This is a genomic window from Bradyrhizobium sp. S3.12.5 (genome assembly GCF_040548225.1).
Classification (GTDB): Bacteria; Pseudomonadota; Alphaproteobacteria; order Rhizobiales; family Xanthobacteraceae; genus Bradyrhizobium; species Bradyrhizobium cytisi.
Genome location: NZ_JBEPRF010000011.1, coordinates 176,431 through 190,702, shown reverse-complemented (window position 1 = coordinate 190,702; position 14,272 = coordinate 176,431). Strand labels below are relative to the sequence as shown.

Annotated in this window: 15 protein-coding genes; 7 read left to right on the top strand and 8 right to left on the bottom strand. The window is 64.3% G+C overall.

Features of this window, described 5'->3' with window-relative positions; all coding sequences use genetic code 11:
* Positions 1-106 precede the first annotated feature (106 nt).
* Positions 107-757 (top strand): PAS domain-containing protein, encoded by a 651-nt coding sequence (locus tag ABIC09_RS18295; protein WP_354110116.1) that lies wholly within the window; start codon positions 107-109, stop codon positions 755-757.
* A 3-nt stretch (positions 758-760) separates the two neighbouring features.
* Here ABIC09_RS18295 and ABIC09_RS18290 read toward each other — a convergent pair whose 3' ends face one another.
* Positions 761-1,120 (bottom strand): ArsC family reductase, encoded by a 360-nt coding sequence (locus ABIC09_RS18290; protein WP_148754242.1) that lies wholly within the window; start codon positions 1,118-1,120, stop codon positions 761-763.
* 120 nt (positions 1,121-1,240) lie between these two features.
* On the opposite strand from ABIC09_RS18290, the gene ABIC09_RS18285 reads away from it, so the two are divergent.
* A complete protein-coding gene (locus ABIC09_RS18285; protein ID WP_148754241.1) occupies positions 1,241-1,612 on the top strand; it encodes a tRNA-binding protein in 372 nt (123 codons plus the stop codon).
* Between the two features lie 101 nt (positions 1,613-1,713).
* Here the strand turns inward: ABIC09_RS18285 and ABIC09_RS18280 are convergent, their stop codons facing one another.
* The 4 genes from ABIC09_RS18280 to ABIC09_RS18265 form a co-directional block, all read right to left on the bottom strand.
* Positions 1,714-2,418 carry a glutathione S-transferase family protein gene (locus tag ABIC09_RS18280; RefSeq protein ID WP_354110115.1) on the bottom strand — a complete coding sequence of 235 codons (705 nt, stop codon included), beginning with the start codon at positions 2,416-2,418 and terminating at the stop codon, positions 1,714-1,716.
* Between the two features lie 102 nt (positions 2,419-2,520).
* The gene (locus tag ABIC09_RS18275; RefSeq protein ID WP_187435202.1) at positions 2,521-2,664 is read right to left on the bottom strand and encodes a hypothetical protein; all 144 of its coding nucleotides are present in this window, start codon (positions 2,662-2,664) and stop codon (positions 2,521-2,523) included.
* Between the two features lie 108 nt (positions 2,665-2,772).
* A complete protein-coding gene (locus tag ABIC09_RS18270; RefSeq protein ID WP_354110114.1) occupies positions 2,773-3,438 on the bottom strand; it encodes a DUF429 domain-containing protein in 666 nt (221 codons plus the stop codon).
* A 149-nt stretch (positions 3,439-3,587) separates the two neighbouring features.
* Complete coding sequence (locus tag ABIC09_RS18265; protein WP_354110113.1) at positions 3,588-4,778, bottom strand: serine hydrolase domain-containing protein; 1,191 nt, start codon at positions 4,776-4,778, stop codon at positions 3,588-3,590.
* Positions 4,779-5,023: 245 nt separating this feature from the next.
* Between ABIC09_RS18265 and ABIC09_RS18260 the strand changes: the two genes are divergently transcribed.
* On the top strand, positions 5,024-5,572 hold the full coding sequence (locus ABIC09_RS18260) for a hypothetical protein (protein WP_148754237.1): 549 nt from the start codon (positions 5,024-5,026) through the stop codon (positions 5,570-5,572).
* 31 nt (positions 5,573-5,603) lie between these two features.
* Here ABIC09_RS18260 and ABIC09_RS18255 read toward each other — a convergent pair whose 3' ends face one another.
* The 3 genes from ABIC09_RS18255 to ABIC09_RS18245 all read right to left on the bottom strand — a co-directional run bounded on the left by ABIC09_RS18255 (position 5,604) and on the right by ABIC09_RS18245 (position 8,521).
* Entirely contained in the window at positions 5,604-6,296 is a 693-nt protein-coding gene (locus ABIC09_RS18255; RefSeq protein ID WP_354036023.1) for a GNAT family N-acetyltransferase, read from the bottom strand.
* A 4-nt stretch (positions 6,297-6,300) separates the two neighbouring features.
* A complete protein-coding gene (locus tag ABIC09_RS18250) occupies positions 6,301-6,648 on the bottom strand; it encodes a Lin0512 family protein (protein WP_148754235.1) in 348 nt (115 codons plus the stop codon).
* Between the two features lie 208 nt (positions 6,649-6,856).
* A complete protein-coding gene (locus ABIC09_RS18245; RefSeq protein WP_354110112.1) occupies positions 6,857-8,521 on the bottom strand; it encodes an acetolactate synthase large subunit in 1,665 nt (554 codons plus the stop codon).
* Between the two features lie 1,178 nt (positions 8,522-9,699).
* Here ABIC09_RS18245 and ABIC09_RS18240 point away from each other — a divergent pair.
* The 4 genes from ABIC09_RS18240 (at position 9,700) to ABIC09_RS18225 (ending at position 14,140) form a co-directional block, all read left to right on the top strand.
* Positions 9,700-10,002 carry a hypothetical protein gene (locus ABIC09_RS18240; RefSeq protein ID WP_148754233.1) on the top strand — a complete coding sequence of 101 codons (303 nt, stop codon included), beginning with the start codon at positions 9,700-9,702 and terminating at the stop codon, positions 10,000-10,002.
* A gap of 124 nt (positions 10,003-10,126) precedes the next feature.
* Positions 10,127-11,869, top strand: a complete 1,743-nt coding sequence (locus tag ABIC09_RS18235; RefSeq protein ID WP_354110111.1) for a type I secretion system permease/ATPase — start codon at positions 10,127-10,129, stop codon at positions 11,867-11,869.
* Positions 11,866-13,182, top strand: a complete 1,317-nt coding sequence (locus tag ABIC09_RS18230) for an HlyD family type I secretion periplasmic adaptor subunit (protein ID WP_354110110.1) — start codon at positions 11,866-11,868, stop codon at positions 13,180-13,182. The genes ABIC09_RS18235 and ABIC09_RS18230 overlap by 4 nt, the downstream gene beginning before the upstream one ends.
* Before the next feature lie 10 nt (positions 13,183-13,192).
* Entirely contained in the window at positions 13,193-14,140 is a 948-nt protein-coding gene (locus ABIC09_RS18225) for a hypothetical protein (RefSeq protein WP_354110109.1), read from the top strand.
* The last annotated feature ends 132 nt before the right edge of the window (positions 14,141-14,272 follow it).

Sequence of the window (14,272 nt, the reverse complement as noted above, 5' to 3'; positions counted from 1 at the left end):
GTCATCAAGCCGTCGTTAACGGTCTTTGGTCCCGCGCGCCAGCCTTCATCAAAAATTTTCCCGCCGCGGCGATCATGGGCGGGTTTCATTCGCCGGGAATATTGCTTTGGATTTCGCCAGCGCCGCTCCCTCCGTCGTCAAGTCGATCAAGCAGCGTGACCTGCTCAACACGTGGCTGCGACTTTATGCGCGCCACCATACGGCGCCGGCGATCTGGGAGTACCAGCCCGCGCGACTCGAGGAGGAGCTGTCCGATCTCATCTACTACACGGTGGACAATTCGACGTCGACGCCGGGCCTGACCATTCAGAGCGAGGGCACACGGATATCGCGCGCCTACGGCCATACCGGTAAGGGAATCCTGCTGGAGGATTATGTCGGGCCGCGGCTCGCGCCCTTTGTCATGCCGGTCTATCGCGAATGCATCGCGCGCGCGCTTCCGGTCTACAGCGTTGCCGACGTCGACGACATCTATGGCCGCGTCGTTGCCTATGAACGGCTGCTGCTGCCTTTCCTGACCGACGACAAGGTCAGCCACGTCATCGCTTCGCTCAAGACCTTCTGCGAGGACGGCGGCTTCGAGATCAAGAATCTGCTGCGCGGAAATGACGCGCTGCCGCGGCCGAAACTGCGCACGGTGATCGACCGCGATCTGTTTCACCGCGCCCCAGGACGCATTGCGGCCGCCGACGTCGTCGAATTCGCCGATCAGCCCGGCGATCCGAGCGTCACCGCCGAGATCATCGAGCTGAACTGACACTTAGCGCGATTTGGCCCTGACTTCCTTGTCGTAGATATCCGGCTTGAAGCCGACCAGGAGCTTGCCGCCGATTTCGAGCACCGGCCGCTTGATCATCGATGGTTGCGCTAGCATCAGGGCCAGCGCCTTCTTCTCGGTCAGGCCTTCCTTGTCGGTGTCCGGCAGCTTCTTGAAGGTGGTGCCGGCGCGATTGAGCAGCGTTTCCCAGCCGAGCTTGTCGCTCCATTGCTTGAGCTTGTCCTTCTCGACGCCGGCGGCCTTGTAATCGTGGAACTCGTAGGTGACGCCATGGGTGTCAAGCCAGGCGCGCGCCTTCTTCATGGTGTCGCAGTTCTTGATGCCGTAGATGATGTTGGGCAAGACGGTCCTCGCGCATGCGTCGTGACGTGCCGTGGTCATGGCCTTGGCGTTGTACGAAACTCCGCTTCGCGCGACAATATTGCCAACGACGCTTTCGACCTCTACCCGAACGGACACACCATGCACGTCACCCACGATCCAGTCGCGTCCGCCTCGCCGACCATCGACTTCAACACGTTCCTCGCGGTCGATATCCGCGTCGGCACCATCGTCGACGCAAAACCGTTTCCCGAGGCGCGCAAGCCGGCCTGGCGGTTGTGGATCGACTTCGGCCCGGCCATCGGCGTGCGCAAGAGCTCGGCGCAGATCACCGAGAACCATCCGCTCGAGACGCTGGTCGGACAGCAGGTCGCGGCCGTCGTCAATTTCCCCCCGCGCCAGATCGGACCTGTCGTCTCGGAGGTGCTGACGCTCGGCTTCCCCGATGCCGACGGCAAGGTCGTGCTGATGCAACCGAGCAAGCCGGTGCCGAACGGCGGGCGGCTGTTCTAGCGTGGGGGAGCGGCAACCGCAGCCCCTTGCCATGGATCCTCAGGATCGGCATCGGATTTCTTCCCGCGGCGCGGGCGGCGCTACAAAGCTCTGAGCCAGTTTCACGGCCGCTTCGGGATGTTGAGCCCGCGCTCCACGGCAGGACGCGCCAGTCCGCGTTCGAGCCAGGCGGCAACCGACTTGAACTGGCTGAATGCGACGAGATCGCCGGCGCCGTAGAAGCCGATGAGGTTGCGCACCCAGCCGAGCATGGAGACGTCGGCGATGGTGTAGTCGTCATCCATGAACCATTGCCGGCCGGAAAGATGCGTCTCCATCACGCCGAGCAGGCGCCTGGACTCGCCCACGTAACGCTCGAGCGGCCGCTTGTCCTCAAAATCCTTGCCGGCGAATTTGTGGAAGAAGCCGACCTGGCCGAACATCGGCCCGATGCCGCCCATCTGGAAGTGCACCCACTGGATGGTCTGGTAGCGCCGCGCGGCGTCCTGCGGCAACAGCTTGCCGGTCTTCTCCGCGAGATATTGCAGGATCGCACCGGACTCGAACAGCGGCAGCGGCATGCCACCGGGGCCATCGGGATCGAGGATCGCCGGGATCTTGCCGTTGGGATTGAGCGAGAGGAATTCCGGCGTCTTCTGGTCGTCCTTGCCGAAATCGACGAGATGGACTTCGTAAGGCAGCCCGATCTCCTCCAGCATGATCGAAACCTTGACGCCGTTCGGCGTCGGCAGCGAATAGAGCTGAAGCAACTCCGGATGCCTGGCAGGCCAGCGCTTGGTGATCGGAAAGGCGGACAAATCAGACATCGAGACCCCGGCTTCGTTCGCGAGCTGCCGCTTAATCTAGGCGAGCCATCGAACGGCGCAAGGCCGAGCTACCATCTCAACTGTCTCGGTGCCGAGACTCGATCACAATGGCCGCAGCAAATGACTTGTGGCGTACACTGCGTCGCGCTGTGCGCGTTGCTCGATGAAGAGCTGCCCGGTCACGAGCAGCGCTCCGACGAAAAAAAGTGCGAGCATTGCGGTCGCAAACTGACTGACATCATTCATCGCAAGCGTTTCCCTGTATTTGGTTCGCACAGGGAACGCAGGGTTGCCCTTGGCAGTTCCTCCACACTTCAAATAAATTGCCGCTTTTTCCCGATGCAGCGAGCTGGCTCAATAATTGATCTCCATCCGCAGACCGCGCGGATCGATCTCATCCCCGCCGACGCGCTGCTTGCTGTCCCGCGCCGCGACTGCACATGCGCAGGCATCGATCAGATCGTCGCGGTCGATGCCGGTGCCGTGGCGCTGCATCAGCCATTTCGAGAGCTTCGTGAAGCCGCGCTGCGCCAACAGTGCAATGCGCAGCTCGCGACCTTCCGCCGATGTCTTCTTCGCAAGCCGAACTCCCCTCACAAGATTCCACAAGATCAGCTCCGGATGCGCTTCGCCGATCGTCGCCTGCCGCACCGGTGTCATGATCTCGTCGACCTCCCTGATCTTGTCCCTGATATTCCAGAGCTGCGCCGAGACGCCCCTCCCCTTGCCTTCGTGCTCCCAATAGTGCCGGTTGGCTGCGGCAATATCGGGAAACCTCCAGAGATCGCGGCGGGCCCCGAGAAACACGGCGGGGCCCACCATTTCACGCGCACGCAAGTCGCATGTTCGATAACCTTCGGTCTTCAACCCAATCGGCATGTCGATCATTGCGCGCGCATGCGGCATCGCGAGCAGCCGCGTGAGGCCCGGCGAATGGTCGAAGCCGTGCTGGCCACACTCGTCGATCCACGCGGCGACCCAGCCGAAACGAAATCCGTCGAGACCAAGATAGGTTTTCACGCGTCCGGTTGCGCCTCCTACCAACGTTTGTTCATCCTTCGCCCCGATGACCCTCGAACAGCCGTTGCGCCAGCAGCGCATCGCCGAGCGTGCCGCCGGCGGGCGCGATCGCGCAAAAGGGTTCGCGGGCGCCTGCAATTTTTTCGCGGTCAGCCTCCAACGGCCTGGTAGGCCAGGCGCTTGAACTCGAAGAAAAACGGATTCCAGAAGCCCATGTGGCGCTGGGTCATCAGGACGCCGGCGGTATTGGCCTCAGGGCAAATCCACCAATGGGTGCCGGCGAGCCCGCCCCACTGGAATTCGCCGGTGGAATTCGGGGGATCGAACTGCGTCGGCGCGAAGGTGACGGCGCCGCCAAGGCCAAAACCCTTGCCAGGCATCGGCCCGAGATTGGCGAAGCGAATCGTCTCGCCCGCCGGCAATTGGTTGGTCATCATCTGCCGCAGCGTCTCCGGCTTCAGCAGCGCCTCCGGCCCGGGCACCAGGGCACGCACCAGCGCGAGCATGTCCGGTAGCGTCGAGACCAGCCCGCCACCGCCCGACAGCCGCGGGAACGGCCGTCGATAGGCCTGCGGGTAAGGCAGATTGTCGGCGCGGGTGAGGCCCGGCTTGGTCGGATCAAGCACGTCGGCGCCGGTATAGTGCGTAACCAGCCTGCCCTGCTGCGCTTCAGGCACGGAGAAGCCGGTATCGGTCATGCCGAGCGGATCGAAGATGCGCGCCTTGAGGAAGGCATCGAGCGGCTTGCCCGAGACGACCTCGACGACGCGACCGAGCACGTCGGTCGCCACCGAATATTCCCAGCTGGTGCCGGGATGATAGGACAGCGGCAGATCGGCCAGCTTGTCGATCAAGTCCGTCAGCGGCGTCAGCGGATTGAGCACGCGCGCCTCGTTGTAGCCTTTGAACAGCACCGTACCGGGATCGAAGATGCCGTAGCTGAGGCCCGACGTATGGGTCAGAAGCTGCCGGATCGTGATCGGGCTTTTCGCCGGCTCGACATCAGCAAGATTTGCCGCGCCCTGCTTCAGTACCTTGCGATTGGCAAGCTGCGGCAGCAATTTTTCGATCGCGTCATCGAGCCCGATGCGGCCCTCCTCGACCAGCAGCATGATCGCAGAGGTGACGAAAATCTTGGTATTGGAGAACGCGCGGAAGATATGGTCCGGCCGCAGCGCCGTCTGTGCCTCGCGATCGGCAAACCCGACGCATTGCTGGTCGACCAGTTCGCGTCCGCGCAGCACCGCCCAGGACGCGCCGGGGACGATCTCCTGATCGACATAGCGCTGCATCGCCGTCCGCACAGCGGAATAATCTGGATTTGCTGTCCTGGCGTCCATGGATGGGCTCTCCCCGAATTGGTTGCGATGGATATAGCAACGAATCGGCCGCGGGGAAGCCCGTTCGCGCGAGGCGCGGACGGCGCCGGCAACACCCGCATTTTTGTTTCACCGCGTGTTCGCACCCGCGCGAGCAACACAACGAAAACGCCAGCAATCCTTGCGGCAAGACCTCATTAAGCGCGCGACCTTTAGCCTCACGGTCATGTTCAGCGTATCTTCAATTCCATCAAGGGTGACCGTCAATGACCTCGATCTCCGCAACGACCACCAATTCCTACTCCCCACTCGACCGCCTCAAGAGCGAGCTCACCAAGGAAGTCTCGGCGGGCACCATCAGCTCGAGCGATGAGTCCGCGCTCTCGTCCGCGCTCGACGACATCGATTCATCGCTCAAGAGCGGCGCATCGAGCGCGAGCTCCTCGTCGCCGCCTTCGGCTGACGAGATGCAGTCCAAGATCGACGACCTCATCCAGAACGAGGTATCGAGCGGCAAGCTGACCAGCGACCAGGCCAGCGAACTGAAAAACGTGTTCGCCAACACCTTCTCCGGCAGCGCCGGCGGACCGCCGCCGCCCGATGGCAGCAGCGACTCATCGAGCACGAGCAGCACGGATTCGACCTCCTCGTCCGATTCCTCGTCCAGCTCGTCTTCGGCCACCACCGCAGAGCTGATGAAGGAGTTGATCTCGCTGCTCCAGAACGCGACCAACCAGTCGACCTCCTATAGCTCCAGCGGCAACTCGGCGTCCTCCAACGCATCGAGCGCGCTGCTCGTCGACTATTCGACATAAGAGCTGCGGCCCGGCGCACTCCGCCGGGCCGTCACCCCTGCTTCATCAGCGCCGTCACGTGCAGACGACGGCGGATGCGCATGCCCTGGCGCTGATAGAGCGCGATGGCGGATGTGTTGTTCGAAAACACGTGCAGGAACGGAATCTCGCCGCGCGCCTCGATCTGGCGCGCGACCGCGGCGAGCAGCGCCTGCGCGTAGCCGCGCCCGCGATAGTCGGGATGGACGCAGACGGCCGTCATCTCGACGAACTTGCCCGGCTTCATGCGCTCGCCGGTCATCGCGACCAGCTCGCTGCCGGCGCGAATGCCGAGGAACGTGCCGAGCTCATGCGTTCGCAACGCGAACGGTCCGGGCTTGGTCAGCGCCGTCAGCGCCATCATGGCAGGCACATCAGCCTCGCCGAGCCTCACGATCTCGGCGTCGCGAAGCGGACTATCGGCGGGCGATCCAATCATCTGCTCGCCGGACTCCGTCAGCACGACCTTGAAGCCCGAGGGAACATCGACCGGCTCCGGCGTGAACAGCGCGGCGACCTGCGAGCCGGACATGAGATCACCGAGCGCGGCAAAGCTTGCTGCCGACATGTCGACCATGTCGGCGAACGGCGTCATGTCCAAGGGATAGCGCAGCGCGCGCGGGCCGCCTTCGGCCAGATGCTTATGGCTCGTCGTCAGCGCGCTCCAGATCGGACGATCCAGTAGCCGCACATCGTTGTCGGACACCGGCTCAATCCTTGTCGAAGCTAACGATCACGGCCGCATTGGCAATGAGGATGGGGTCGTTGGCCTGCTCGGTGGCCGACGCAATCTCCAGCCCGCCCTTGACCGCGTTGACGGTCACGGTGCCATAGGGAAGCTCCTTCGCAACCGCCTCCTTGTCGACGGCCTCGGGATTGGGCACGCCGATCGTGACGTCGACGAACATGTCGTTCGCGGTCTTGCCGATCATCCGAAAGAAACCGAGGCTCGAATGCCGGATCGCATCCGACACCGCCCGCTTCGCCGCCTTGGTGGCGTCCCTGCCGTGAACGTCGACGCCCATGCCCATCTCGGTGATACAGCGAACGCGAGTCATGTCTTATTCCTGTGGCTGATTGGATGATTGGGAGTGTCGGCGATCGGTGGTCGCGACACAAGTGCGTTGTCGTATTCAGGCGTGATCTCCGCCACAAGCTCCATCATTGCGAGCGCAGCGACGCAATCCGGAATCTTTCCACGGAGGGACTCTGGATTGCTTCGCTGCGCTCGCAATGACCATGTGGAAATAGCTTCGCCCCATCACATCAGGCCTTCGATTTCTCATGGGCCCGCAGCTCGTCGACGAGCACCCGCACGTTCTCCGAATAATCGATCGGGATCGAGATCAAGTGCACGCCGCCTTCCTTGAAGGCAGCATCCAGCGTCGGGCCAAAGCTGTCGATGCTTGCGATGCGGTGGCCCTTGGCGCCGTAAGCCTTGGCGTACATGGCAAAGTCGGGATTGCCGAAGGTCATGCCATAATCGGCAAAGTGATCGACGGCCTGCTTCCAGCGGATCATGCCGTAGGCGTGGTCCTCCAGCACCAGCACGACGAGGTTGAGCTTGAGCCGGACGGCGGTCTCCATCTCCTGGCTGTTCATCATGAAGCCGCCGTCGCCGGCGACCGCGAGCACGCGGCGATCGGGATAGAGCATCGCAGCCATCATCGCCGACGGCAGGCCGGCCCCCATCGTTGCCAGCGCATTGTCGAGCAGCAGCGTGTTGGCGACGCGGGTACGGTAGTTGCGCGCGAACCAGATCTTGTACATGCCGTTGTCGAGCGCGACGATGCCGTTCTCCGGGATGACCTGGCGGATGTCGTGCACGATGCGCTGCGGCGTCGGCGGCCAGCGCGCCTCGGTGGCGCGATCGGCAATGTGGTTGAGGATCTCTTCGCGCAGCGGCAGCAGCGCCGCCGCCTGCGGCAGCTTGCCTTCGAGCCGGTCTGCCAGAAGCTCCAGGCTCGGGCCGACGTCGCCAACGACCTCGGCATCCGGAAAATAGACCAGCTCGACACTCGCCGAGGTGTAGCTGACGTGAATTACCTTCGGCCCCGATGGTCCCATGATGAAGGGCGGCTTCTCGATCGGATCATGGCCGATCGCCACGATCAGGTCGGCGGCGTCGATGGCATCGTGGACATAATCGCGCTCGGACAGCGCCGCGGTGCCCATGTAGAGATTGGTGCCGCCGGGAACGGTGCCCTTGCCCATCTGCGTGGTGAAGAACGGAATGCCGGTCCGGCGCACGAAGCTCGCGATGCCGTGGGTCGAGCGCGGCCGGCTGGTCGCCGCGCCCATCATCACCAGCGGGCGCTTCGCGGCCAAAATCATCCCGGCGGCTCGGTCGAGCGCGGCGCGGTGCGCAACGGGAATCTCGATCGGATGGATCGGGATCACGGGGACGGCCGGCACCTCATCGCCCGCAATGTCTTCGGGCAGCTCCAGATGCACCGGACCCGGCCGCTCCTCCGTCGCCACCCGGAACGCGTCGCGCACCACGGTGGGGATGCTGGAGGCGCTGATGATCTGCCGGGAGAGCTTGGTCAGCGGCTTCATGGTCGCGACCACGTCCACGATCTGGAAGCGCGCCTGCCGGCTGCTCATGATCGGCTTCTGCCCCGTGATGAGGATCATCGGCATCGCGCCGAGATGTGCGTAAGCCGCGCCGGTCGACAGATTGAGCGCGCCCGGGCCAAGCGTGGAGAGGCAGACGCCGGGCTTTCCTGTCAACCGGCCGTGGGTCGCTGCCATGAAGGCGGCCGCCTGCTCGTGGCGGGTCAGGACCAGCTCGATTGTGGAGGTGCGCAGCGATTCGACGAGGTCGAGGTTTTCCTCGCCGGGCACGCCGAAGATGCGATCGACGCCTTCGTTCTCGAGCGCAGCGACGAACAGGTCCGATCCCTTCACCTTGCGTTCCTGCTCGCTCATGTCGCCTCCGCTTGTTGCCGGCTCCCATGTTCCGGGAGCAGGCGCATGGTAGCGGCTGGCGCCGCGGGCACAACTCACAAAGAGGCGCACAGCTCCATCAACTCCGTTATTGCGAGCGCAATGATGGCGTATGGAGAGACGACATTCGCCCCCCTCGTGTCCCGGACGCGCTGCAGCGTTCGTACGCTGCTGCGCAGAGCCGGGACCCAGCAGGCCGCGTACTCGCTGATGCATGGGCCCCGGCTCTGCAGCGCACCGCTGAAGGAGCGCTGCGCAGCGTCCGGGGCACGAGACCTTTGCTCGACGTTAGACACGCCTTCGCATCCTCGCGGCTCATTTCGCCCGAGCTTTGCTTCGTCGCCTTGCCCTCAATTGAAAGAGGGCGCAGGGAAGACCGAGTGCCGGCTGGCACCCGCGGTCCACTGTGCGATGATTGCGCTATAAAAATCTGCACAGCGGCATACAGGTGAAGCCAAACAACCGGCCTTCCCTGCGCAGTGGCTTTACGGCTTATGTCGTGCTCTCCCCGGGGAGCGATGCACTATTGCCCCCGTCGCCTCGCGGATGACTGATGTGAGGGCCCGGTTGGGCCACACGCATCACCGCAAGACTTGGCGCACAGGCTCCGGGCGCCAGGACCACACGATTTCGCCGTACGCAGATCACACCGGTCGTGTGCGCGATGGTTTTGCTCACGGTTGCCCGCCCTGCAAAACCCTTCGCGCCGACGTGACCCACGTCCACCGCCATCCGGCCCGCGTTCGTGACGATCGCGATACGCCCTCTTCCTTGGGCCGGGTTGCGCGACACATACGCTGTTTCCGAATTTCGGTAAAGTGGTATATTTTTGACGGTGCGGATTGACCGAGGGTTTGGGTGTTTTGCCCGTCGGGCAACGCAAGCTCTCGTATCCCGAATGGAGCGCAACGTCATCCAGGGTTTTCGCCGGCGGATGCAGCGGTCCCGGATTTCGCCGCGCTCCATCCGGGCTGCGCATCATCGCAAAGAATCTTCGTCCAACCGAGTCAACCGCACTGCCCTTCCCGCACCCGAAGTTCCTCGCCCAACAAATCAGCACCAAATGGCCGCATGTGAGTCCGCAACCTTCGGCGTCGGGGCGACTTCTCGGGCAGCGACTTTTCTGTCGCGATCTCAACTGCCAACCCAAAGGAGTACACATGGCTCTTCTCGGAAACCTGCTCGGCACGGTCGACGGCCTGCTTGGAACAGCAACAGGTGCGCTGTCGGGCAGCGCCAATGCAGGTGGAAGTGCAACGGCCGGCGCCAGCGGCTCGGTCGATCTGTCTCACACGCTCGATGTGGGAGCGCTGATCGAAACCAACCCGAGCATCGACGTCTCCACGTCGGGCCTTGCAGGAACCGGTGGCATCGACGCCTCGATCTCCGCGCCGACCGCCGTCGGCCTTAGTGCGGATGTCGGCCATCTCGACGTTGGTGGTCTCCTCCACGGTCTGGTCTGAGCCCTAGTTCGCTGATGACGACAGGTGACGTGGGGCGATCCGCCCCACGTCACGCCATGCGTGAGCCTGCCAGCGTCCCGGCGCAGATTCGTTCGACACATTTCGACACATTAAGGACATCCAGATGGCGGCAGCCCTTTCGACGGTCGCAGACGAGGCGGCAGAGCCGCCGTATCGGCGCGGCGACGACGTCCGCGAAGCGCTGCTGAAACTCTGGCCGCATTTCCTGTGGGCCGGACTGTTCTCAAGCGCGATCAACCTGCTCTATCTGTCCTCGCCGCTCTATCTGATGCAGGTCTATAATCGCGTCCTGCTCAACGAAAACATCTCCACCCTCGTCCTTCTCACCCTCATCCTCGCCATCGCGCTCCTGACCATGGCCGCGCTCGACGCGGTGCGCGCATGGATCCTGATCCGCTGCGGCATCCGGCTCGACATGGAGCTGTCGACGCGCGTGTTCGAAGCGCTGGTGGTGCGGTCGGCCGAGCGCGGCGCTTCGCGCGGCGCGCAGCATTTGCGCGATCTCGATCAATTCCGCACCTTTGTCACAGGGCCCGGAATCTATTTCGCGTTCGACCTGCCCTGGATTCCGATCTATCTGCTGCTGCTGTTCCTCATCCACCCCCTGCTCGGCCTCGTCGCCACCATCGGCGCGCTGCTGCTGCTCGGACTTGCGGGCGTGAACGAAGTCCTGACCCGCTCGCCGATGAAGCAGGCCGAGTCCTCCGGCAACCAGTCCTACGTATTCACCGAGAATGTCCTGCGCCATGCCGACGTGATCCGCGCCATGGGCATGCAGCCGGCGGTCGAGCGCAACTGGCAGACCCAGCGCTCGGCGATGCTGGTGCAGCAGGCAATCGCCAGCGACAAGAACGCGGTGATGACGTCGTCGATCCGCTTCTTCCGCCTGCTACTGCAATCCCTGATGCTCGGCACCGGCGCGTGGCTCGCGATCGACCACGCCATCACGCCCGCAACGATTTTCGCCGCCAGCATCGTCATGGGCCGTGCGCTGGTTCCGGTCGAACAGGCGGTCGGTACCTGGAAGCAGTTCATCGGCGCACGCGATTCCTACACAGAGGTGCGCAACCTGCTGGCGACCGTCGACCTGACCGTGCCGCAGACCATCGTGCCGAAGCAGCGCAATACAGTCGAGGTGCGCGAGCTAGTCTGCGAATTGCCGTCGCGACCCGAGCCGGTGCTGAAAGGCCTGTCCTTCGAGCTCGCCGGCGGCCAGGCGCTCGGCATCGTCGGGCCCAGCGGTTCGGGCAAGAGCACGTTGGCACGCCTGCTGGTCGGCGCCATGTCGCCCGCCGCCGGTCGCTTGCGCTTCGGCGGCCTCGACTACAATCACTGGGACCCCGTCGAATTCGGCCGTCATGTCGGGTACCTCCCGCAGGATGTCGGGCTGTTCGCCGGCACCGTGCGCGAGAACATCGCGCGCTTCGGCGATGCCTCGACCGACGAGATCATCGATGCCGCCATCCGCGCCGGCATCCACGACATGGTGCTCGATCTGCCCCGGCAATACGACACACGGCTCGGCGGCGGCGGCGTCGGCCTGTCGGGTGGACAACGCCAGCGGCTTGGCCTGGCGCGCGCTCTACTCGGCCGCCCGCCGCTGCTCGTGCTCGACGAGCCCAACGCCAATCTCGACGCACCCGGCGAGGAGGCGCTGAAGGCCGCGTTGCTCAAGGCCAAGGCCGACGGCGCCGCTGTCATCGTCATCACCCACCGCACCACGATCCTCGACATCGTCGACGTCATGATGGTGATCCGCGACGGCATGCTCGACATGCTCGGCCCGCCCGGCGAGGTCTATCAGGCCTTGCAGCAGCAGGCCACCGCACGGGCGGCCGCGTCATGAGCACCGCAACCTATGTCGCCGATCGCGAGCGCGCCTATTATGCGCGGCCGGGACGGCCCGCACTGGTCGGCGCCATCATGGTCGGCGCGTTCGCGTCGGCCATGACGCTGTGGGGCACGCTCGCCCCGATCTCGGGGGCCGCGATCGCCAGCGGCAACCTCCAGGTCGAGGGCCGGCGCCAGAGCGTGCAGCATCCCTATGGCGGCGTCGTCCGCCAGCTTCTGGCGCGCGATGGCGCCCATGTCGAAAAAGGACAGCTTCTGCTGGTGCTCGACGACAGCGATCCGCGCGCCAAGCTCGACGTGCTGGTTGCCGATCGCGATGCCGCCCGCGCGGCGGAGGCGCGGCTGATGGCCGAGCGCGACGACCATGCCATGGACTTTGGCATCGATCCGAAGGACGCAAAGCCCGCTTTGCGCCAGGCGATCGCGAACGAGACCGCGATGATGGCCGCGCGAAAACACCAGTTCGAGGCGGAGACATCCGTGCTCAAGGGCAAGATCGCCGAGCTGAATGCGCAGATCGGCGGCACGCAGGCACAGCTCACCGGCACTGAAAAGCAGCGCGAGCTCCTGGCCGACGAGATGAACGGAGCGCAGCGTCTGTACGAACAGGGCTATACGCCGAAGACGCGGATCCTGGCGCTGCAGCGCGAGGACGCCAAGCTCCAGGCCGATATCGGCGCGCAGCGCGCCAACATCGCCGGCATGCAGCAGCAGATTTCGCAGAATGAGGCAGAGATCGCCAAGGCCGAGCGCGCCCGGATGAGCGAGATCACCGACCAGCTCCGCTCCACCGAGAACAAGCTCGCGGAGCTCGCCCCGAAAGTTGACGCTGCGACGGATGTCGTGACGCACACGCAGATCAGGGCGCCGGCGACCGGGTCAGTGGTCGGGCTCGACGTGTTCACCGAAGGCGGCGTGATCCAGCCCGGTGCAAAGCTCATGGACATCGTGCCGTCGGACAATCCGCTGATCGTCGATGCGCAACTCAAGCTGTCCGACATCAACGACGTCACCGTCGGCCGCCGCGCCGAGATCCGGCTGACCGGCGTCAACTATGTTGAGCGTCCCCGCCTTTACGGCACCGTGCGAACGGTCTCGGCCGACCGCGTCACCAACGACAAGGCCGGCGGCCCCGGCTATTACGCGGTCGAGGTCTCTCTTGAGCCGGAGGACGTCAAGAAGTCGCGCATCGAATTGCAGTCGGGCATGCCGGCCGAGGTGATCGTGCCGACGCGGCCGCGCACGCTATTCGAATATCTGTTTGGTCCGCTGCGCGACGAGCTGACCCGCGCCTTCCGCGAACGCTGAGGAGGAGCCAATGGCTGCATCCGAGCAGAACAACCGCCGCGCCGAAAAAGCCGAGATCGCCCGCCACATCACGACGGAAGAGACGATTGCGTTCATGACCGCGCTGATCGCCTTCCTGAAGGATGCCGAGGCCGCCGGATATCATGGTGGCAACGATGCGCAGCCGCTGCCGTCCGACGTGCCACCCACGCCGTCGCATGCCTCTGATCCGGCGCATGCCGCTGATCCGGCTCCGGCCGAAGTAACGCCGGGCGATCACCAGCCAGTCTCAGGCGATCAGCATTCCTATGTGAGCGTGCCGCCGACGAACGAGACCTCGACGACGCTTCATATGGATGGGACCGGTGGCGGCGTCTCGCATGCCGACGGAAATACCGGCGTCGTTGCCATGACGGACAGCTCGGTCAGCGCGACCGCCCCGATTGACAGCCACGCTCCCGTCGCGTCCGATCATGCGGCAGTAGCCGTCGGCGGCCCCACTCACGCCCATGCCGCGACGTCCGCGTCGATCGATCCGCCACCATCGCTGCACGATCTCGGCAGCACGATCACGAACTTTGTCGACACCTCGCTGTCCGCCGTCTCGCACACGCTCGACAGCCTGAGCACGACGGTGTCGCAGCTGACATCCACGGTAACCGGAACAATCGGACAGCTCACTGACAGCGTCACCGGCCTCGTCGGCGGCCTGCTGCATTCCGTCGGAGGTGACGGGCATGAGGCGTCCTCCCCCGATTTGTTCAGCGCGCTGGTCACGGATATCATCAGCACACCGCTGGCGTCGCCTCATGACAGCGCGGCGACGCACGTCGATATCGGCGGCATCGACACCGCCGGCGCGGTGCCGATGGCAACGCTGCCGCCGGTGACGCTGCATCTTGGCTTTCTCGGCCAACCGACTGATAGCCACGATCTGCACGACGGCGCGTTCTCGGCGCTCGGCGTGCATCACTTCTAAGCGACCTTCAGCGACAGCTCCGTGCCGCGCTTGAGCGGCGGCGTCATCGAGACGAAGCCGTTGCTGGGATCGCGGATGAAGGCGAGGTACCGACCGTTTCTCGATGATCGATCCCCGCGGCGATTGACGGCA

Coding starts and splice junctions, on each gene's coding strand:
- ABIC09_RS18285 (WP_148754241.1), top strand. CDS start 1,241: ATGCACGTCACCCACGATCCAGTCGCGTCCGCCTCGCCGACCATCGAC.
- ABIC09_RS18280 (WP_354110115.1), bottom strand. CDS start 2,418: ATGTCTGATTTGTCCGCCTTTCCGATCACCAAGCGCTGGCCTGCCAGG.
- ABIC09_RS18275 (WP_187435202.1), bottom strand. CDS start 2,664: ATGAATGATGTCAGTCAGTTTGCGACCGCAATGCTCGCACTTTTTTTC.
- ABIC09_RS18265 (WP_354110113.1), bottom strand. CDS start 4,778: ATGGACGCCAGGACAGCAAATCCAGATTATTCCGCTGTGCGGACGGCG.
- ABIC09_RS18260 (WP_148754237.1), top strand. CDS start 5,024: ATGACCTCGATCTCCGCAACGACCACCAATTCCTACTCCCCACTCGAC.
- ABIC09_RS18250 (WP_148754235.1), bottom strand. CDS start 6,648: ATGACTCGCGTTCGCTGTATCACCGAGATGGGCATGGGCGTCGACGTT.
- ABIC09_RS18245 (WP_354110112.1), bottom strand. CDS start 8,521: ATGAGCGAGCAGGAACGCAAGGTGAAGGGATCGGACCTGTTCGTCGCT.
- ABIC09_RS18240 (WP_148754233.1), top strand. CDS start 9,700: ATGGCTCTTCTCGGAAACCTGCTCGGCACGGTCGACGGCCTGCTTGGA.
- ABIC09_RS18235 (WP_354110111.1), top strand. CDS start 10,127: ATGGCGGCAGCCCTTTCGACGGTCGCAGACGAGGCGGCAGAGCCGCCG.
- ABIC09_RS18230 (WP_354110110.1), top strand. CDS start 11,866: ATGAGCACCGCAACCTATGTCGCCGATCGCGAGCGCGCCTATTATGCG.
- ABIC09_RS18225 (WP_354110109.1), top strand. CDS start 13,193: ATGGCTGCATCCGAGCAGAACAACCGCCGCGCCGAAAAAGCCGAGATC.